The following is a 19396-nucleotide window of genomic DNA, read 5'->3' on the forward strand; positions in this document are numbered from 1 at the left end:
TGACCTGAAATCCGGAGAAGAACCTCTACTCGTAGAGGTTCTTCTTGGTAGCGTCCACGGAGACACTTTTGCCTCTGACCCATTAATTCGGCAATCGAAAACGATTGTAGGTATTCACTGCCTTGGCGACAGCCTTGCCCATTCACTCTTCGCTCACATGATGAAGATTTAACGGGCTACCTGTTTGCGACGGAACTTATTGACGGGTTGGGCGATTTGGCAGGTTCTGAGAACAGCACTTCTTATTGCCTTGTCTCTAATGGCAGTGGGGGAGTGTAGGAAGATCGTACAATGATAGACTGGTAGGAGGTATCCACCTACCAGCTTGCAATACCGCTGATTCAGCAATGCGATTCGTTACTACACTTAAGTTAATCGGTTGAGGCTTTGTTCCGCCTCATCCCAAGGCATCGCGCCAAAACGATTCAAGAACGCTATATGTTCAACACCAACCTCGGCGTATCGTGTGACAATTTCTGATGCTTGTTGCTCACTTCCAAATAAACCGGCCCCTGTGCGTTGCATCATATGGTAGACGTCTGTTGCATCACTTATAGGGTTGCCAGACATCGCAGAGAGCGTATGGCCAAGGGCCGGGATGGCAATTTCTCTGGCACGCTCTTCACTGTCATTCAGATGTGTAAAGATAACTACGACGGCCTCGGCAACTGTCTTGGGGTGCCCCCCGTCACGAAGCCCTCTCTTATGTGCTGAGATTCGTTCACCAATGTCTTCCAGCTTGCCAACTGAGGGGGAAACCAGGGTCAATAGTGATCGTCCCGCTAGGCCGATTTTATAGGCCATGCCCGCTTGATTACTGGTGACATAAATGGGGGGTGTTGGTGTTTGTATGGGGGCAGCGTTAATTGAATTAATGTTGATCTTGCCCTCTGAGGCAATTGTCCAACGATCAATAACATCAATTAAATTTTGCTCAAACAACTCCTTGCGTTTACCGAACTGCGTTCCCATACCCTGGGCCTCAATTGCCTGGCCCCCAGTACCAACGCCCATATTGAGCCGCCCACCAGACAGCTGGTCAACCATCGCGTAATCTTCGGCAATCTGGATTGAGTTGTGCAAAGGTAATACCGAAATAGCAGGTCCGATTCTTAGCATTGTTGTTTTCTGTGACAGTGCAGCGAGGAAAACAGCAGGATTGGGGATCATGCCAAGGGTCTGAAAATGATGCTCTGCGCACCAGGCTGCGGTGAAGCCTAACCGCTCGGCTATGCAGCAATGTTCAATTGCCTTGAGCATGGTGTCCGCTTCGTTGCTTTCAGCATGGGGATGATAGTCCAACAGCCAAAATAGTGAACGTTTCATCGAAGATGGAAATAGATTGTTCATTGCGATTCTTTATGTTGATATGGAAGAGATTGAGTTGCCACAACGCAGGGTGAATTACTTCTTGTTGAAAATGCCATCTGGTAGCGGCTTGATGGTGTCGTTCCTGATGTAGTGCGCTAACGCATCAATCAAGATACCAATCGGTTCATCTTCGGGATTCAGGCTTCGCAACGCTGCATTACCTTGTTCGGTTAATGCGGTGATGTTCACAATCCAGTTCCCAGTACAAGTACCATCGAGGTTGTCAAGGATGCGTGCATCAACTTTGATGGAAAGAGTTTCAGAAATCCGCACAAACTCAATACTACGGTTAGGCTCGAATTGCGATACCACCCAAACTTCACCGGGAATAAAATAGTCTGTTTTGAAAACTGCATTGTATTCTTGAATCAGAGACTTTGAATAGATCATTTCACAGTCCCAACCGTCCATCCAATCGAACTCAGTGGTAGGGCATAAGAGCGGGAATACGACTTCCGGCGTCGCTTCAAAGTGCTGTGTGTGGGTAATAAGGCGACGCAGGTATTGCGGCCCCTGTGCTTTTAATTCAGCAATTTTCTTGTCTGAGCGTTCAGTGTTCATCATTTATCTCCTTTGGTATTGCGTAGGCCATCGAGTTGGTTAGCCCTGTTTCTCGACAAGGTGAAATCAATGATTAACTATGAACCTATAGACAGGTCAATACTGTGAATACATATAATGTAGTGTGTGCTTAGGTGGTGAGGAAGCGATCGGTTAAGAGGCTTTAATGGCTCGTATCTTTTTAATTTCCTTCGCATCAATGCCCAGTGACTCGAGAAATTTCTGGTGTTCCTGCGGGCGCATCTGTTCGAAGGTTTGATGCCAAAGCGCCATCTCATCCTGATCAAACCCGGCAGCCATCATGACTTCAATCCACTGCTTTTTGGTGATTGTATTCTCTGTCAAGAGATCAGGCTCTTGAAGTAAGGCGACAATGGCTTTTTGTTGGTTTCGAAGCACTTCAATTTCTGCAGCCAGGTCGTTAAAGTGGTCCCTCAATATCTTCGACTGTGACACGCTTTGGTTGTGACCCAGAAGTTCTGTAATTTTTGCTACGGGCACACCATAGGAGCGATAGGCAACGATAGCCTGCAAGCGTTCATTCTCTGGCTCTCCGTACCATCGATATCCATTGTCAGAACGTGAGGCTGGCTTTAATAAGCCTTCACGCTCGTAGTACAGCATGGTTGATCGGGTAATGCCGTGTTTCCGAGCTAGCTGACTTACTGTGTACACGTTTTCGTATCCTCCTATTTGGAAGCATCGTGAACTATAAACCTATAGTCAGGTCAACGTTATTACTCGTATATATGATGGATTTCATGCCAGGTTGCGAATGTTTGATAGAAGTAGACCGATATTTCCTAAGTCAGGCGATTCCGAGAGAGACGTTCAGACCCGATCCCGGCATCACTGCGGCTACTGGTAGGCGACGATCAATATCAATGCTGCCGTGGTGTTCACCATGGTGGGCAGTGAGGTCCTCTATTCGATCAAGGTTCTGATGGCGCTCAGGTGAAAGCTGAACCAGCGTAGGGTCGGACATATCATCATCAATATGGATAATCAGTGCCAGTGTAGTCCAAAGGCAGCGCCAAGCGGTTCGAACTGGAGGGCACTTGTGTGAATCCAGCTAAGCGTGCGATTTCAACCAAGTGATTTTCAGCGGTATGTTTGATTGTCGGGGTGTGAACAGCGCGCTTTCTATTTACCTGCCGCCGATGAAGAGCCTAATTCTATCGGGTTCAGTGATCGCGAAGCACTGCGGTGATGAAACTACAACTAGCATGTCCTTTTTTCACTATCGATCAGCTAAATACCAATTGTGTCCATTGTTGACATTTGGGATCAAAAAATACATCAGTGCAGATTTATTTGGGCGGTTGCCAGTTGATGACAGGCTTGGTATTGGAATCTTCACAAAGCCAGATTACTGCGCGCAGTTTATTGCGCAGTGTCCCATCGGATTCATACAGTTGGCGCCAGTCGTCTTTGGTGAATGGAGCACTGTGCAGGCGCATCTGAGCAAGTAAGATCGCTTCGGTAGGGTACTGCAATTGTAGGGATTCATCTGTCTGGTAGTCAGTCGTCAGAGCAAGACTGAGTGTGCCGGCTTGGTGGTTCAGGTATTGGATTTCTCCCATCCAGGCGGTGAGTTGATTGTGGTTGCAGGTGATATAAGCCGGGATTGCCAGGCGCTGTTGTGCGGTTACAGGCAGGGGCAGAGTGAATAACACCAGAAGAACAAGAAAAATTTTCATGGCACGATAGAGCCTCGGCCGGGAGGGGGAAAGCCCCCTCCGCTGTATTTTAAAGGCCGCGATAGAGGTTGCTTAACTCGTCAGCGCGATTGGACTGTCCGTCGGTAAATTCATACATACAGGCATCATAGGTATAGTCCATAAAATTGTGGATAGGGTCCAGGCCATCCGCGTTTTTACCCTTTGTGCAGGAGTCACGGCCTACAGGACAACCATTTGCCGGCGATCTTTCCGCCGGTGTGTCAGCGACGAAATCCCCATCGCCATTACAGCCCCCCTGGAATGTGTGATATAAGCCGAGCCAGTGTCCCACCTCATGAACCATTGTGTCCCCTTCATTAAATGGTGCGGAATCACCGCCGGGCAAAGAACCGGTCAAGACGACAACGCCATCGCGAATGGAGTTGGAAGCATAGCTGCTGGGAAAGGTTGCCCAGCCCAGTAAGCCTCCGCCGATATTTGCGGCATAAATATTGAGATCCCCTGCGCCTCCCACCCGCAGAGCGGACTTCATGGCGGTTTCCGCTGTGGAACCAGAATTCAGGTTATACCAACTATCATTTGCGTTAGTGGTCGTGGATACCAGGTTGAATGTGAATGGGGTGTCTGAAAAAGCCGCATTCAGGATATTCATTTGGTTAGTGATGTCACCGCTTGAAACCGCGCCGTTATTGCTGCTGTCGGTGATTACATGAAAATAAACATCGACTGAAACAGAGCCGGCAGGGCGGGATATATAGCCGCTGCCGCCATCACCGCCACCCGGTTTACCGCGCAAATTACTGAGATGGCGCTCCTTCATTGCAGCTTCTTCTGTAGTGGGGTGCTTGGTGCCGCAGCGAAGGAAACTTGCATTGTGATTTGCGTTTTCAAAGGCTTTGCTGCTTTGCGCATCGACAGTCATGGGCGTGGTGAGTGCACAAAAAGCCAAAGCTTTGCCGAGGAAAAGGGTTCGACAAGAGAATTGCATAGAATGATCCTTATTTTTATTTATCGTTCTTTTCTGCTTCGATTAAAGCCGGGGTAAGATCGGTTTTTAGAGCCTGGATGTCAACACAATCATTCCCTAGAGAAAAAATAATGGCACATAATTTATCTGTTTATCGTATACCCAATTTCCCACTTTACGGTTTTTTATCCCCTGAATTGCGAATGTTATGATACAAATAGTCACGCCTGGAATATTGCTTTCTTATGTGAGTTATCTTCGCTATTTTATGAAGTAAAAAGAGTGTTCTGAAAGAAAATAGTTTGCAGAATTCTTGCAGCTCTCTGCCCATACCTAAAAGTATTGATGCGTTACAGCGGGTCAAGGCAAGTATTAATTGGGTGCTACAAAAATTTACTTTTACAATATAAATAAAGTGACAACTTCGTGTTATGGAGCATTGTTGTCAGAAGTAAATATTTGGAGTAATTTTTAGCAAACAGGCAAGAATTGTGAAAATGGGTGAAAAGAAAATTTTTTCAAAGGCTCTTCCTCACTCTACGTCGAGGGAAGAATGCCCCTCTGCCAGGATCTTATGAGGCATGGAGGTCGATTACGAGCTTACAGGGATATATTCACAGTGCGTCCTGGAAGAGGGGTATTCTCTCTTTCCGATCCGGTAGTAATACTAGTGTTTGTGTAAATAAAGGAATTACTGACAGGAAAGTGAAAAATGGAAGTATATTGCCAGCCCCGCAATGCGGGGCTTTTTTATCAGAAAGAAATATTTTTTGGTGTGCGCGGGAAAGGAATCACGTCCCGAATATTAGACATGCCTGTCACATAGGACACAAGGCGGTCAAAGCCCAGGCCAAACCCTGCATGGGGGACTGTGCCATACCGGCGCAGATCGCGATACCAGTCCAGGTGCGCACGGGGAATATTCATTTCATCCATGCGCTCGTCGAGTTTTTCCAGGCGCTCTTCTCGCTGTGCACCGCCGATAATCTCACCGATTCCGGGAGCCAGGACGTCCATGGCGGCTACTGTCCTGCCATCGTCATTCATGCGCATATAGAAGGCTTTGATGCCCTTCGGGTAGTTCATCACTATGACGGGCTTTTTGAAGTGTACTTCGGCAAGGTAGCGCTCGTGCTCGGAGGCAAGATCAATCCCCCAAGATACCGGAAATTCGAATTTTTCCTTGCAGTTTTCCAGAATTTCAATGGCATCTGAGTAATTGATGCGGGCAAAATCCTTCTCGATGATATTTTCCAGGCGGCTGATCGCCTCTTTATCGATACGCTGGGCAAAGAAGGCCATATCGTCCGCACGTTCGTTCAGAACAACTTTGCAGACGTGCTTCAGTACCTGTTCAGCCAGGTCGGCGATATCGGCCAGGTCGGCAAAAGCCACTTCCGGCTCTACCATCCAAAATTCGGCGAGGTGGCGGGTGGTGTTGGAATTTTCCGCCCGGAAGGTCGGCCCGAAAGTGTACACCTTGGACAGGGCCAGGCAATAGGCCTCGGCATTCAGTTGACCGGATACGGTAAGGAAGCTCTCTTCGCCAAAGAAGTCTTTGCTGTAATCAATTGCGCCCTGTTCGTTTCGCGGCAGATTTTCCATATCCAGGCTGCTCACCCGGAACATCTCACCGGCGCCCTCGCAGTCGGAGGCGGTGAGAATCGGGGTGTGCACATAGTTGAATCCGTTCTGATGGAAAAACTGGTGAATCGCCTGGGCAATACAATTGCGCACGCGGGCCACGGCGCCACTCACATTGGTGCGTGGACGCAGATGGGCGTGTTCGCGCAGGTGCTCCATGGTGTGGCGCTTGGGGGACATCGGGTAGGTATCCGGGTCCTCCACCCAGCCGATCACCTGCACCTCGGCGGCCAGCAGTTCGATAGATTGTCCCTTGCCCTGGGAAGGCTTGATGGTACCGAGGATATCCACTGCGCAACCGGTGGTCAGGCGCTGTACTTCCGACGGGTAATTATGCAGATGGTTCTCCGCGACCACCTGGATCGGGTCAAAGCAGCTGCCGTCGTGCACGGCGAGGAAGGAAAGACCGGCTTTTGAGTCCCGGCGGGTTCTGATCCAGCCCTGCACGCGCACTTCTTCGCCTTCGCGGCCGCTGGATTTCAACAGGCTATCTATAGGTTCGACTTTAACTGTCATTTTCAATCGATTTCTCGCTAGTCCTAAGGGTGGTGCCTTGTCAGCTTGCCTAAAAATTGTGCAATCCACCCGGGGAAAGTTACGGCGGGCATATTGACCTGTTGCCGGAGGGAAATCCACCCCCAGGACGATCTGGGTCGGGGCAGGCTGAAACCTACCAGCGAATCTCTATCGGGGTTCCGGTCTGCACCAGGGACATGAACACATCCATTTCAGTATTGCTGAGGGCGATGCAGCCATCGGTCCAGTTAAAGCGTTGGGTGATTGCCGCGAGCCAGCCCAGCCCGTTGCGCTGTCCGTGAATCATAATAAAGCCGCCTGGCGATACGCCGCGGGCTTCGGCTTGGGCTCTGTCCCGGCTACTGGGGTAAGAGATATGCATGGCGCGGTAATAGGCGGAGTCCTCCTTTTTGTAATCCAGGGTGTAGCGCCCTTCGGGTGTTTTCTCATCTCCTTCCTGCATCTTGTGCCCCTTTGGGGATGCTCCAAGGGCGACTTGGCAGGTTTTCACTACCTCCTACCCATCCATCAACAGCATTTTGTTCTCCGATTTTATGACCTGCACCAGGATGACTTCGGCCCTGGCGAGGCTGGCAAGTAACAGTACAAAGACGGCGATAGACCGCACCCTTTTGGCCTCCGATTTTTTAATGTTTCTTGAGTAAGGCAGTAATGGGATACAGCGTTTGGCCCAGGTAGCTCTGCGGGAATTTCCCGGTGGTTCCATATTTGGCTGGCCAGTGCTCCCTGGGAAAGTGCATGGTATTGAATAGCCAATCGAACAGGGTGGTGTGGGCCGAATAATTGGTATCAATGGCAGGTTTTTCAGAGCTGTGGTGCCAGTGATGGAACTGGGGGGTTACGAAAATGTATTTGAGAGGGCCGAATGGCAGGTTGACATTACAGTGAATCAGCACGGCCTGCAGGGCGGCGAAAGCCACGTACAGATTCAGCACTGCCTCACCCACGCCCAGGAGGTACAAAGGTACCATCACCATGGCTCTTTCGGAAAAAGTTTGGATAAAGTGGCTACGGGAGCCCGCCAACCAATCCATATTCTGCACAGAGTGGTGTACTGCATGGACCGGCCACAGGCATTGTATCTTGTGAAAGATTCTATGCTCCCAGTAGAGGACAAAATCTGCACAGAGAATTACCAGGACCAATTGTAATGCGATGGGCACCGAACCGATCAATGCCTGCACTTGTGCACTTACCGCCCAGTCAAAGTGGCTGACGTGGTAGTTGGCATAGATCAGAATGGCGGAGATTGCCAGGTGGTTAAAGCAGAAATAGAAAAGATCCAGCCCCCATTCCTTGCGCAGGATTACCTGGTTTTTGTATTTGGGAAAGAGCTTTTCCAGGCTAACGAAAACGATCACCGAGCCGAGGAAGGCGAGAATCAGCCAATCCACCCCCAGTGACAGCCGCTCGGCCTCAACAGGGCCCACAGGAACCCTGTAACCCCCCAAAAGGAAAGCGGTTGCAGTCAGGGCTATGCCGGCAAACCCCATGCGCCGATACTTCTTCAAATAAAAGGTGAGCGCGCCAAAAAAGAGGGAAAAGTACATGCCGTACTTCAGTGCCTTCTGCAGGGACTCCGCATCGTAAACCTGGCGCAACTCGGTAGTGGTGAGGTGGGAGGGGAACAGATAGGCAAGTACCGCAAGTAAGCTGAGTGCCCCGAGGAAAATAGAGGCGTAGCCGCTGATCTTGCCCTCGCCAATGCGGAATTCTCTGTCTTTGTCAAGAGTAACCTGTCTCTTTTGATACTTGTAGCCTTCCATCAGTGATTCCATTGTTCTCCGGACCTGGGTGGGTATTACACCCGGTAAACTATACGGCAGCTATAGGATCTTTTCTGGCGGGGTTGCCGATACGAGGAGCTGTACCCAAGAGCGCTCTCCGGCGGATACCGGGAACGGGAAAGAATCGCAGTTCATGTACCTGGTGGGGAGCGGGGCGCCTGGTCCGGTGTGGTGAGATAGCTTGGAAACTCAGCCGCTGGGTTTCTTCACCGTGTGTAACACCGTGTCCCATTCAAAATAGACATAAAAGTCTGCATATTCCCAGCGGGTAATCGCCGGTTCACCCACGGGGCCTTCGATACTCATAGGGTCGCCCAGCTGAGAGGTGACTGCATCTTTTTTCAACCCGCGGACCTGCTCAAAGGTGAGGTCACTCTTGTCGAGGTTTGCGGGTATTTCCAGGGGTTTTGCCTGGGCGCCGAAGGCGAAAAGGAGCGCCAGGGTGCCGGCAATCGAAGAGACCCCGTTGCGAGATCTGTTGAACATGCAGTGTTCTCCAGTTGGTGTTCCATTGCGTCACCCATTAAAACAGAAATTCCGCCAAAACACTTGGCCGCCTTCACGTTTTTTCCGCAAAAACCCCAAAGGTACTGGTCGGAATACCGGGCAGGCACCGTTCCAGGGTCCGGCAGTATTCGCCCTGCATGGCATTAACTGCCCGGATTTGCCGGGTACTGGGTTTGTTGATTAGCCGTGGTGGGGATCACGACATTCGGGCGTAAAGGCGCCGAAGCGCGGGGCTCGCGAGCTGCCTGGCTGAAAGGGGTGGCGTTCAAGGGGGCAGGCGGTATGGCCGAGATATTGCTTTGTAGGTTGAAATTGTCTAAATACTTGGATTTATTACCTCTTTTCCGTTTAAATCGATCCTATGCTGAAACCTGTCCCCCTGTTTATTGGTCTGAGATATATTGCCGCCCGACGCCGGCAGCAGTTTATTTCCTTTATCAACGGCTTCTCCCTGCTCGGCATGGCCCTGGGCGTACTTGCCTTGATTGTTGTCACTTCTGTCATGAACGGCTTTGATCGTGAGTTGAAAACGCGCATTTTGAGCGTTGTTCCCCACGGCTTTATCGAACGCGATGGCGGCTTGCAGGATTGGCGGGAAACGGCGCAACAGCTGGAGCGACAGCCCCATATAGAAGCGGCAAGCCCTTTTGTGAAGGGCTTTGCCCTGTTGAGCGCGAACAGCAACAGCCAGGGCGCCCAGTTTCAGGGGGTGGACCCAGCGACGTTGCCCAATGTTTCCGCGGTGGGTGAGCATATGATCATGGGCAGCCTGGATACCTTGCAACCGCGCAGTTATCAGATAGTACTCGGTCGCATTCTCGCCCAACAATTGAATGTGATTCCCGGTGAAACCGTCATTTTAACCCTGCCCGAAGTGACCATCACGCCAGCGGGCATTTTCCCCCGCACTAAGCGCTTTACCGTGGCCGGTGTTTTCTCGGTGGGAGCGCAGGTGGACCAGAGTGTTGCCCTGATCAATATCGAGGATGCGGCCCGCCTGATGCGCTTGACCGGCAGGGTACAGGGGTTGCAGCTGCGCTTCGACGATATGGATAACGCATTGGGCAGGGTTTCTCTCTATGCGCAGGCGCTCGGTGAGGAATTTAGTGGTGAGGACTGGAGCCATTCCCAGGGTAGCCTGTTTCAAGCGGTGAAAATGGAAAAGACCGTGGTCACTTTGATGTTGCTGATTATCGTCGCCGTAGCCGCCTTCAATATTGTTTCGGCGCTGGTGTTGATGGTGGCAGACAAGCGCTCAGATATTGCCGTGTTGAGAACCCTCGGTCTGACTTCCCGCCAAATCATGGCAGTGTTTGTGGTGCAGGGTAGTGCCATTGGCATTATCGGTGCCTTCAGCGGTGCAGCATTGGGTCTTCTGATTGCCCTCAATCTCACCGATATAGTGTCTTGGGCGGAGGGCCTCACGGGAGGCAAAATATTCGATCCGCGGGTATTTTTTGTCAGCTACCTGCCTTCGGAATTCCGCGTGGGCGATGCTGTGGTGGTGCTCTCTGTTGCGGTGTGCATGAGCCTGCTGGCAACGCTGTTTCCCGCCTGGCGGGCGGCTCAGATTGAGCCTGCGGAAGCTTTAAGGTATGAATAAATTCATTTAAATCATATAGTTAAGATGTTTTTTTAAAGTAAATTGAAGATTTTTGACAGCGGCAAAAGATTTTCTAAAACCTTCGGGGAAACGGATACCGGATAGTTCCCGGTGTGCTGGGCAGAACCGCTAGAAACATGCTCTGTGCGTAATACCTGATAGATCAAACAGCTAGAGCTTATTTTAAAATTTACCGACTAGATTTAGGAAGCCACGCAACAACTTTATGAACAGCCGAGTGGAAATAGATACCGGGCAGGCCCGGGCGGTAGTAGAGGCCCGCGATGATGCCGTGCTGGCTTGCCGGCAGCTGCACAAATCCTATCGCCAGGGCGGCAGGGAATTGGAGGTATTGAGCGGTGCCGAGTTGGAGGTCAGGCACGGAGAGAAGCTGGCGATTGTCGGTGCTTCCGGCTCGGGCAAATCGACCCTGCTCAACCTGCTGGGCGGCCTGGATACCCCGAGTGCGGGTCAAGTCTGGGTGGCGGGACACAACCTGGCCGGTCTCAGTGTCAACGAGCGCGGCAGGCTGCGGAACAGGCAACTCGGGTTTGTTTATCAGTTTCACCACCTCCTCAGCGAGTTTTCCGCACTGGAGAATGTGGCCATGCCACTTTTGATCGGTGGGCACAGTGTGGCCAAAGCCCGCACTGAGGCCAAATCCACTCTGGAGGCGGTGGGGCTTGGCAGGCGATTCGAGCACAAGCCTTCACAGCTATCCGGTGGTGAACGCCAGCGGGTCGCCATCGCCCGAGCCCTGGTGGCACAGCCCTCCTGCGTACTCATGGACGAGCCCACCGGCAATCTGGACAGGGCAACGGCCAGGGAGATCCACAAACTGATGGATCGGCTCAACCGGGATATGGGGATCAGTTTTGTGATTGTGACCCACGACCCGGATCTCGCTGCAGCGCTGGACCGCTGCCTGCACCTGATCGACGGTAAACTCCTCAGCAACTGGCACCAGGGTGAGCATGTTTAAGCCGATATCCACCTTTATCGGTCTGCGCTACGCCGGTGCCCGGCGTCGCGGCGATGACTCCGCGGGGCTGGTTTCGTTTATTTCCGGTCTGTCCATGGCCGGGTTGATTCTGGGTGTCGCCCTGATGATCGTGGTGATGTCGGTTATGAACGGCTTTGATCGTGAGCTGCGTGAGCGCATCCTCGGTATCATGCCCCACGCCACCATTTACAATGCCAACCCCGATATCGACTGGTCCGCCCTGCGCCACCAACTGGCTGCCGATTCCGAGGTGGTGTCGGCGGCAGAAGTGTGGCAGATCAATGCGCTGGCTCGGCGCGGCGGGGAAGTCACACCCTTGTTGGTGCAGGGGGTTAACCCGGATACCATCGTCGAAGTGTCCAACATCAGGGATTTTCTCAGTTCCGAGGCTTTCCCCAAGCTGATGGACACCGCCGAGCCCGGTATCATCCTCGGGCGCGGTATTGCAGAAAAACTGGGTGTGGAACAGGGGGCCTACCTGTCTCTGATTGTGCCTGACAACAACAGCGCTGCTGGCGCTCGGCGCGCGGCCCGTGTGGCGGGTTTCAGAGTGGCTGAAATATTCCATTCCGGCACGGTTCTGGACCAGTCCCTGGCACTGGTGTCCTGGGAGCAGGCCCAGGCCCTGGCGGGCAATAGCGGTGGTGCCGGTGTGCAACTGCGGGTTAGGGAGATGCTTGAGGCCAATTGGATCATGCGTCGCTTACTGCGTGGACTTGACCAGCGGGGTTATTACGGTACTGACTGGAGTCGTACCCACGGCAACCTCTACCAGGCGATACAGATGTCCCGCAATCTGGTGGGACTGCTGGTGCTGCTGATTATTGCCATCGCCGCTTTCAATGTGGTGTCCACCCTGGTGATGGTCGTGGTCGACAAACATACGGATATTGCAATACTGCGCACCATGGGGGCCAGCACACAACAGATTCTACTGACCTTTGTCAGCCAGGGAGCGCTGGTGGGGCTGGTTGGTGCGGTGGTCGGTGGCGCCCTTGGTGTCCTGGGAGCACTGACTGTCACGGATTTGGTCGCCGGACTGGAATCCGCACTCGGGGTCCAGTTCCTGAAATCCGATGTTTACCCGGTGGATTACCTACCATCCGAACTGGCCTGGTCCGATGTGGCGCTGGTAGTGGGTGCTGGAATACTGCTCAGCCTGCTGGCAACCCTGTATCCCGCATTGCAGGCCAGCCGGGTTCAACCTGCCGCAGCCCTGCGCAACGAGTAGCTTTGCCGCTAAAGGGTCTTCAGGCTCTTTTTGTGTTGGAACCACGGCCTCGCTTCAGGCTCATTTCGTATCGGAGAAGACTGGGGTAGGGTATGCTACCCCGCCGGCACTGCGCTTTCCGAAATACAGAATCTTGGTGATGGTTGCGAGGGGAGTTGGTACTTTCTGGCTCAACTGATCGCGGAACGGCGCTCCAGCCGCAGTTTCCACCGCTTGACAACATGCCAGCGCCAAAGTGCGCGTATGGCAAAATAGGCCAGGGCGGCAAAGAATGCCCCCGCCAGCAGGGAGCCGACAAAGAGCGGGATCCAGATTTTCTCCACCTCAGTGGTCAGCCATTCCCAGGACAGCTCGATACTGAAATCCACTGGCGGCGTACCCAGAGCCCAGCTGCCCAGCTTGTAAGTACTGTAAAAAATTGCCGGCAGGGTAACCGGATTGCTGATCCAGACCAGGATGACCGATAGCGGCAGATTGCAGCGCAGCCACAGGGCCAGCAGGGTGGCAATGATCATTTGCCCGGGCAGAGGCAGGAAGCTGGTGAATACACCTACCGCAAATGCGACCGAAACCGAGTGCCGGTTCAGGTGGAACAAGTTGGGGTCATGTAGCAGGGTTCCCAGAAACTTGAGCCCGTTCTTGGCTCGGATTTCTTCGGGGCTTGGCAGCCATCGCCTGATAATACTCTTCGGCATAACTCTGTTGAAACCTGGGTGCTGGCAGCCTTGTAATTTGGCCCTGTTCCGGGGCCTGGAAATTCTCAAGCCGGGCTTATCTCACTGGCCCCAATTTAGCATAGAGGGGCCCCCGGTAGTGGGATGCGCCCTAGCCGTACTTGGCGCGGGCGCTATTATGCCCACTTAGCGCGGGCAAGACTACCGTTGCCGGAAAGGTCATTATGCGCCAAAGGTTGTCAACAATCCTTGGTATGAGCTTTAGTTGACGCCAAATTCTCACTGTTTTAATGTATGCACCTCCTGGTAATTGTCGACAATCCTGGTGCCTTATGAGTGCAATCGGAGAGCGCAGCCCGGTACAGGAACCACACCAGAGCCTGGCTGAGCGCCTTTTTTTGACTTTGCGTGGCGAAATCGTGGAAGGGCGTATAGCTGCGGGCAGTAAAATCAGCGAGCCCGGGCTGGCCCGCCGCTTCAATGCCAGCCGGGGCAGCCTGCGCGAGGCCCTGATGCACCTGGAGTCCCTGGGCTTGCTGGAGCGCCGGGTAAACGTGGGTGCGCGCGTCGTTGATTTGAGTGAGCGCGGTCTGCTGGAACTCTACGAGGTGCGCGAGGCTCTGGAGGGTATGGCCTGCCGCCTTGCCGCCCAGCAGCGCACGGAAGAAGATTTGGCAGAACTGCGCCAGATGTTGTCCCGCCATGAGCAGCAGGAAGAGCTGCAAGCCGGTAAAGCTTATTTCCAGCCGGAAGGGGATTTTGATTTTCACTTCCGTATCGTACAGGCCTCCAAAAATGCGTTGTTGATCGACACTCTGTGTAATCGTCTTTATTACCGTGTTCGTATGTATCGCTACCAGTTGGGTATGGCCAGTCCCAGGGCCCGGCGCGCGTTTCGCGAACACAGCCATATCATCGAGGCCATAGAAGCGGGAGATGGGGAGCTGGCAGAGCTGTTAATGCGCCGGCATATCCGCGCTTCCAGGCAGAACATTGAAAATAAACTGAGGTAGAGTATGAGCCAAAAGCCTTCCGCCGGCGCGCGTTTCCGCACCGCACTTGCTGAGAACAAACCACTGCAAGTGGTTGGTACTATCAACGCCTACGCGGCAATCATGGCCGAACGTATTGGTCACAAGGCGATTTATCTCTCAGGTGCGGGCGTTGCTAACGCCTCTTACGGCCTGCCGGATTTGGGCATGACCAGCCTCGACAATGTGCTGGAGGATGTGCGCCGCATCACCGCTGCCAGCGAATTGCCACTGCTGGTGGATATCGATACCGGCTGGGGGGGCGCTTTCAATATCGCCCGCACTACTAAAGAAATGATCCATGCCGGTGCCGGTGCGGTACATATTGAAGACCAGGTCGCGCAAAAACGCTGTGGCCACCGTCCCAACAAAGAAATTGTTTCCAAACAGGAGATGGTGGATCGCATCAAGGCGGCGGTGGATGCCCGTACCGATGATGACTTCTTTATCATGGCCCGTACCGACGCCTTCGCCCAGGAAGGTCTGAATGCCGCTATCGAGCGTGCGCAGGCCTGCATTGAAGCGGGTGCCGACGGCATTTTTGCCGAAGCAGTCACTGAATTAGAGCACTATCGCGCCTTTAAGGATGCATTGAATGTGCCGATTCTGGCGAATATTACCGAGTTTGGTAAGACCGAGCTGTATAACACCAAAGAGCTGGGCGAGGCCGGTGCAGATATCGTACTGTATCCGCTGTCAGCGTTTCGAGCCATGAGCCGTGCGGCGGAAAATGTGTATACCAGCATTCTGCAAAATGGCGACCAGAAAACGGTGGTGGACACCATGCAGACCCGTGAAGAGCTTTACGATTACCTCAGCTATCACGTGTTTGAGCAAAAGCTTGACGAGCTGTTCAACAAATAACGGACTACGTATCGGTTGAGGCCGGCTCGGCATTCAGCCGACGGGGACAGAAACTGCGTATTAAAAAAAAGGGGAGATAAGACGATGGCAGAAAAGACACTGAGTGGTGCCGGCCTGCGCGGCCAGGTAGCGGGTAAAACCGCATTGTCTACAGTAGGAAAATCCGGTTCCGGCCTGACTTACCGTGGCTACGATATTAAGGATCTGGCCCAACACTGTGGGTTTGAAGAAGTTGCCTACCTGATTTTGTATGGGGAACTGCCCACCGAGGGACAGCTTGTGGAATACAAGGCGCTACTGAAAACGATGCGTGGTCTGCCACTGGCCCTGAAAGAGGTGTTGGAGCGTATTCCCGCTGACGCCCACCCGATGGATGTAATGCGTACCGGCTGTTCCATGCTGGGGAACCTGGAAGGTGAAGAGTCCTTCGCGCAACAACTGGAAAAAGCCAACCGATTGCTGGCTGCTTTTCCGTCCATTATCTGCTACTGGTATCGTTTCACCCACGACAATGTGCGCATTGAAACGGAAACCGGTGATGACAGCATCGGCGGTCATTTCCTGCATATGTTGCGCGGCGAGAACCCCAGCGCCCTGCACGAGCAGGTCATGAACGTTTCCCTGATCCTGTATGCCGAGCACGAATTCAACGCGTCCACCTTTACCGCACGTGTCTGTGCTTCCACTTTGTCGGACTTGTTCAGCTGTATCACCGGTGCCATCGGTACCCTGCGTGGCCCCTTGCACGGCGGTGCCAACGAGGCGGCAATGGAGCTGATCGAGCGTTTCTCCAACCCGGACGAAGCGGAAAAAGCACTGTTGGGCATGCTGGAGCGCAAAGAGAAAATCATGGGCTTCGGCCACGCGATTTACCGCGAGTCCGATCCGCGCAACGCCATTATCAAAGCCTGGTCTGAAAAGCTGGCTGAAGATGTCGGCGATACCGTGTTGTACCCGGTATCCGTGCGCTGTGAAGAAGTTATGTGGCGCGAGAAAAAGCTGTTCTGTAATGCAGACTTCTTCCATGCTTCCGCCTATCACTTTATGGGTATTCCCACCAAACTGTTCACCCCGATCTTTGTGATGTCCCGCGTTACCGGTTGGGCCGCACACGTGTTCGAGCAGCGCGCAGACAACCGCATTATTCGCCCGAGCGCGGAGTATGTGGGCGTGGAGCCACGCAAAGTAACGCCTATCGCCGAGCGCGGTTAATATACTGCCAAACGAATGCGAGGCACACTTGGTGCACCGGCCCCCAGTTGTCAGGATTTGGCAACTAGGGGGCTTTCTCTTAACCGACCAGACTGAAAAACGATTCGACTGATTTACCAAGCTATGAATATTGATTACCGCAAATCACTGCCCGGTACAGACCTCGATTACTTCGATACCCGCGCCGCTGTGGACGCGATCCTGCCCGGTGCTTATGCCAAACTGCCGTATACCTCACGCATTCTGGCGGAAAACCTGGTGCGCCGTTGCGAGCCGGAAAAATTGACCGACTCCCTCAAGCAGATTATCGAGCGCAAGCGCGAGTTGGACTTTCCATGGTTCCCAGCCCGAGTGGTGTGCCACGATATTCTCGGCCAAACTGCATTGGTGGATCTGGCTGGTCTGCGCGATGCCATTGCCGATAAAGGCGGTGATCCTGCCAGGGTAAATCCCGTCGTTCCCACCCAGTTAATCGTGGACCACTCCCTTGCGGTGGAGCACCCCGGTTTTGAGAAGGGCGCCTTCGAGAAAAACCGTGCAGTGGAAGAGCGTCGCAATGAAGACCGCTTCCACTTTATCAACTGGACCAAAACCGCTTTTGAAAATGTAGATGTGATCCCGCCCGGTAACGGCATCATGCACCAGATTAACCTGGAGAAGATGTCGCCGGTGGTCCAGGTACGTGAAGGTGTGGCATTCCCGGATACCTGTGTCGGTACCGATAGCCATACGCCGATGGTAGATGCCCTGGGGGTAATTTCTGTCGGCGTGGGTGGCCTGGAAGCCGAAAGCGTAATGCTTGGCCGTGCCTCTTACATGCGCCTGCCAGATATCGTCGGCGTGGCACTGAGCGGAAAATTGCAGCCTGGAATTACCGGTACCGACCTGGTTTTGGCTCTGACTGAATTCCTGCGCCGCCAGCGCGTGGTGGGTACCTACCTGGAATTCTTCGGTGAAGGCGCTTCCAACCTGACCCTGGGCGACCGCGCCACTATCTCCAATATGACGCCAGAATATGGCGCAACGGCGGCCATGTTCTCTATTGATGCGCAAACCATGGATTACCTCAAGCTTACCGGTCGCGATGACGAACAGGTGGCTCTGGTAGAGCGGTTTGCCAGGGAAACCGGCCTCTGGTCCGATGCTTTGAAGGGCGCCGAATACGAGCGCGTACTGAAATTTGACCTCACTACTGTGGGCCGCAACCTGGCTGGCCCCTCCAACCCCCATGCGCTGCTGCCGGCCTCTGAACTGGCCAATCGCGGTATCGCCAAGGCCTGGCAAGACAAAGCGGGCGAGATGCCCGATGGTGCTGTGATCATCGCAGCCATTACCAGCTGCACCAACACCAGCAATCCACGCAATATGATTGCCGCAGGCCTGATTGCCCGCAATGCCAATAAGCTCGGCCTGACCCGCAAGCCTTGGGTGAAAAGCTCCCTGGCACCCGGCTCCAAGACGGTAAAAATGTATCTGGAAGAGGCAGACCTATTACCGGACCTGGAACAGATGGGTTTTGGTGTTGTGGCTTTCGCTTGCACTACCTGTAACGGTATGAGTGGTGCCCTTGATCCAAAAATCCAGCAGGAAGTCATCGACCGCGATTTGTATTCAACGGCTGTGCTTTCTGGCAACCGCAATTTCGATGGCCGTATCCACCCCTACGCCAAGCAGGCGTTCCTGGCTTCACCGCCACTGGTAGTGGCTTACGCGATCGCCGGCACCATCCGTTTTGATATTGAAAAGGAAGCGTTGGGATACGATGACGAAGGTCAGCCCATAACCCTGAAAGATATCTGGCCCAGCGACGAAGAGATTGATGCAATTGTGCGCCAGAGTGTAAAGCCGCAACAATTCCGCGATGTCTATATCCCCATGTTTGAAGAGCGGGATGCAGCGGATGAGCAGGGCAACCCTCTGTACGATTGGCGTTCAATGAGCACCTATATCCGTCGACCGCCCTATTGGGAAGGCGCGCTGGCTGGTGAGCGCACCCTGAAGGGGATGCGCCCGCTGGCGGTGCTGGGTGACAATATCACCACCGACCATCTATCCCCCTCCAACGCCATTTTGGCCAGTAGTGCTGCCGGTGAATACCTGGCGCAAATGGGCCTGCCGGAAGAGGACTTCAACTCTTACGCCACCCACCGAGGCGACCACCTCACGGCCCAGCGTGCCACTTTTGCCAACCCGAAATTACTCAATGAAATGGTGCGCGATGACAACGGCGAGATTCGCCAGGGCTCCCTGGCCCGTATCGAACCGGAAGGGCGGTGCACGCGCATGTGGGAAGCTATTGAAACTTATATGGATCGCAAACAACCGCTGATTATTGTGGCGGGTGCCGATTACGGTCAGGGTTCCTCTCGCGATTGGGCCGCGAAAGGTGTTCGCTTGGCCGGAGTGGAAGCCATTGTGGCGGAGGGTTTCGAGCGTATTCACCGCACCAACCTGATTGGTATGGGGGTGCTGCCGCTGGAGTTTAAGCCGGGTATTACCCGTGAAACCCTGGGCATTGACGGTACCGAAACCTTCGATGTGGTCGGAGAGCGCACGCCGCATGCCACCCTGGCGGTACTGATTCACCGCGCTAATGGTGAGACTATTGAGGCACCGGTCACTTGCCGCCTGGATACCGCTGAAGAGGTTTCCATATACGAAGCGGGTGGTGTCCTGCAGCGCTTTGCCAAAGACTTCCTAGAAGCAGAAGTGACGGCCTGAG

The 19396-nt window shown here is 53.5% G+C and carries 18 protein-coding genes; 7 read left to right on the top strand and 11 right to left on the bottom strand.

Translation table 11 applies throughout. From position 1 onward, the window contains the following. Nucleotides 1-366: 366 nt before the first annotated feature. The 10 genes from ACL7TT_RS14450 to ACL7TT_RS14495 all read right to left on the bottom strand — a co-directional run bounded on the left by ACL7TT_RS14450 (nucleotide 367) and on the right by ACL7TT_RS14495 (nucleotide 9035). Complete coding sequence (locus ACL7TT_RS14450) at nucleotides 367-1350, bottom strand: LLM class flavin-dependent oxidoreductase (protein ID WP_413396403.1); 984 nt, start codon at nucleotides 1348-1350, stop codon at nucleotides 367-369. Nucleotides 1351-1404: 54 nt separating this feature from the next. Beyond that, nucleotides 1405-1932 (bottom strand): hypothetical protein, encoded by a 528-nt coding sequence (locus ACL7TT_RS14455; RefSeq protein WP_413396405.1) that lies wholly within the window; start codon nucleotides 1930-1932, stop codon nucleotides 1405-1407. A 153-nt stretch (nucleotides 1933-2085) separates the two neighbouring features. Beyond that, nucleotides 2086-2607, bottom strand: a complete 522-nt coding sequence (locus tag ACL7TT_RS14460; protein WP_413396407.1) for a MerR family transcriptional regulator — start codon at nucleotides 2605-2607, stop codon at nucleotides 2086-2088. A gap of 133 nt (nucleotides 2608-2740) precedes the next feature. Next, the gene (locus ACL7TT_RS14465) at nucleotides 2741-2917 is read right to left on the bottom strand and encodes a hypothetical protein (protein ID WP_413396409.1); all 177 of its coding nucleotides are present in this window, start codon (nucleotides 2915-2917) and stop codon (nucleotides 2741-2743) included. A 325-nt stretch (nucleotides 2918-3242) separates the two neighbouring features. Further along, entirely contained in the window at nucleotides 3243-3632 is a 390-nt protein-coding gene (locus tag ACL7TT_RS14470) for a hypothetical protein (RefSeq protein ID WP_413396411.1), read from the bottom strand. A 49-nt stretch (nucleotides 3633-3681) separates the two neighbouring features. Continuing rightward, complete coding sequence (locus tag ACL7TT_RS14475; RefSeq protein ID WP_413396413.1) at nucleotides 3682-4602, bottom strand: zinc metalloprotease; 921 nt, start codon at nucleotides 4600-4602, stop codon at nucleotides 3682-3684. Nucleotides 4603-5334: 732 nt separating this feature from the next. Further along, nucleotides 5335-6741, bottom strand: a complete 1407-nt coding sequence (gene asnS / locus ACL7TT_RS14480; RefSeq protein ID WP_413396415.1) for an asparagine--tRNA ligase — start codon at nucleotides 6739-6741, stop codon at nucleotides 5335-5337. Between the two features lie 154 nt (nucleotides 6742-6895). After that, nucleotides 6896-7252, bottom strand: coding sequence for a L,D-transpeptidase family protein (locus ACL7TT_RS14485; protein WP_413396417.1), 357 nt, complete (start codon nucleotides 7250-7252; stop codon nucleotides 6896-6898). Nucleotides 7253-7388: 136 nt separating this feature from the next. After that, nucleotides 7389-8528: a sterol desaturase family protein gene (locus tag ACL7TT_RS14490; protein ID WP_413396419.1), complete on the bottom strand. Its 1140-nt coding sequence runs from the start codon at nucleotides 8526-8528 to the stop codon at nucleotides 7389-7391. Nucleotides 8529-8738: 210 nt separating this feature from the next. After that, a complete protein-coding gene (locus ACL7TT_RS14495) occupies nucleotides 8739-9035 on the bottom strand; it encodes a hypothetical protein (protein WP_413396421.1) in 297 nt (98 codons plus the stop codon). Nucleotides 9036-9417: 382 nt separating this feature from the next. Between ACL7TT_RS14495 and ACL7TT_RS14500 the strand changes: the two genes are divergently transcribed. From ACL7TT_RS14500 to ACL7TT_RS14510, 3 genes are all read left to right on the top strand, one after another. Beyond that, nucleotides 9418-10659 carry a lipoprotein-releasing ABC transporter permease subunit gene (locus tag ACL7TT_RS14500; RefSeq protein ID WP_413396423.1) on the top strand — a complete coding sequence of 414 codons (1242 nt, stop codon included), beginning with the start codon at nucleotides 9418-9420 and terminating at the stop codon, nucleotides 10657-10659. Nucleotides 10660-10885: 226 nt separating this feature from the next. Continuing rightward, nucleotides 10886-11641, top strand: a complete 756-nt coding sequence (lolD, locus tag ACL7TT_RS14505; protein WP_299947688.1) for a lipoprotein-releasing ABC transporter ATP-binding protein LolD — start codon at nucleotides 10886-10888, stop codon at nucleotides 11639-11641. Next, nucleotides 11634-12893: a lipoprotein-releasing ABC transporter permease subunit gene (locus ACL7TT_RS14510; protein ID WP_413396425.1), complete on the top strand. Its 1260-nt coding sequence runs from the start codon at nucleotides 11634-11636 to the stop codon at nucleotides 12891-12893. The genes lolD and ACL7TT_RS14510 overlap by 8 nt, the downstream gene beginning before the upstream one ends. A 170-nt stretch (nucleotides 12894-13063) precedes the next feature. Here the strand turns inward: ACL7TT_RS14510 and ACL7TT_RS14515 are convergent, their stop codons facing one another. Next, on the bottom strand, nucleotides 13064-13588 hold the full coding sequence (locus tag ACL7TT_RS14515) for a DUF2062 domain-containing protein (protein WP_413396427.1): 525 nt from the start codon (nucleotides 13586-13588) through the stop codon (nucleotides 13064-13066). Between the two features lie 311 nt (nucleotides 13589-13899). On the opposite strand from ACL7TT_RS14515, the gene ACL7TT_RS14520 reads away from it, so the two are divergent. The 4 genes from ACL7TT_RS14520 to acnD all read left to right on the top strand — a co-directional run bounded on the left by ACL7TT_RS14520 (nucleotide 13900) and on the right by acnD (nucleotide 19395). After that, nucleotides 13900-14580 carry a GntR family transcriptional regulator gene (locus ACL7TT_RS14520; protein ID WP_413396429.1) on the top strand — a complete coding sequence of 227 codons (681 nt, stop codon included), beginning with the start codon at nucleotides 13900-13902 and terminating at the stop codon, nucleotides 14578-14580. A 3-nt stretch (nucleotides 14581-14583) separates the two neighbouring features. After that, nucleotides 14584-15462 carry a methylisocitrate lyase gene (gene prpB / locus ACL7TT_RS14525; RefSeq protein WP_413396431.1) on the top strand — a complete coding sequence of 293 codons (879 nt, stop codon included), beginning with the start codon at nucleotides 14584-14586 and terminating at the stop codon, nucleotides 15460-15462. A gap of 84 nt (nucleotides 15463-15546) precedes the next feature. Next, entirely contained in the window at nucleotides 15547-16674 is a 1128-nt protein-coding gene (gene prpC / locus ACL7TT_RS14530; RefSeq protein ID WP_413396433.1) for a bifunctional 2-methylcitrate synthase/citrate synthase, read from the top strand. A 123-nt stretch (nucleotides 16675-16797) separates the two neighbouring features. Next, nucleotides 16798-19395 carry a Fe/S-dependent 2-methylisocitrate dehydratase AcnD gene (gene acnD / locus ACL7TT_RS14535; RefSeq protein ID WP_413396435.1) on the top strand — a complete coding sequence of 866 codons (2598 nt, stop codon included), beginning with the start codon at nucleotides 16798-16800 and terminating at the stop codon, nucleotides 19393-19395. The last annotated feature ends 1 nt before the right edge of the window (nucleotide 19396 follow it).

Source organism: Microbulbifer jejuensis, from assembly GCF_047289955.1.
Taxonomy (GTDB): domain Bacteria; phylum Pseudomonadota; class Gammaproteobacteria; order Pseudomonadales; family Cellvibrionaceae; genus Microbulbifer.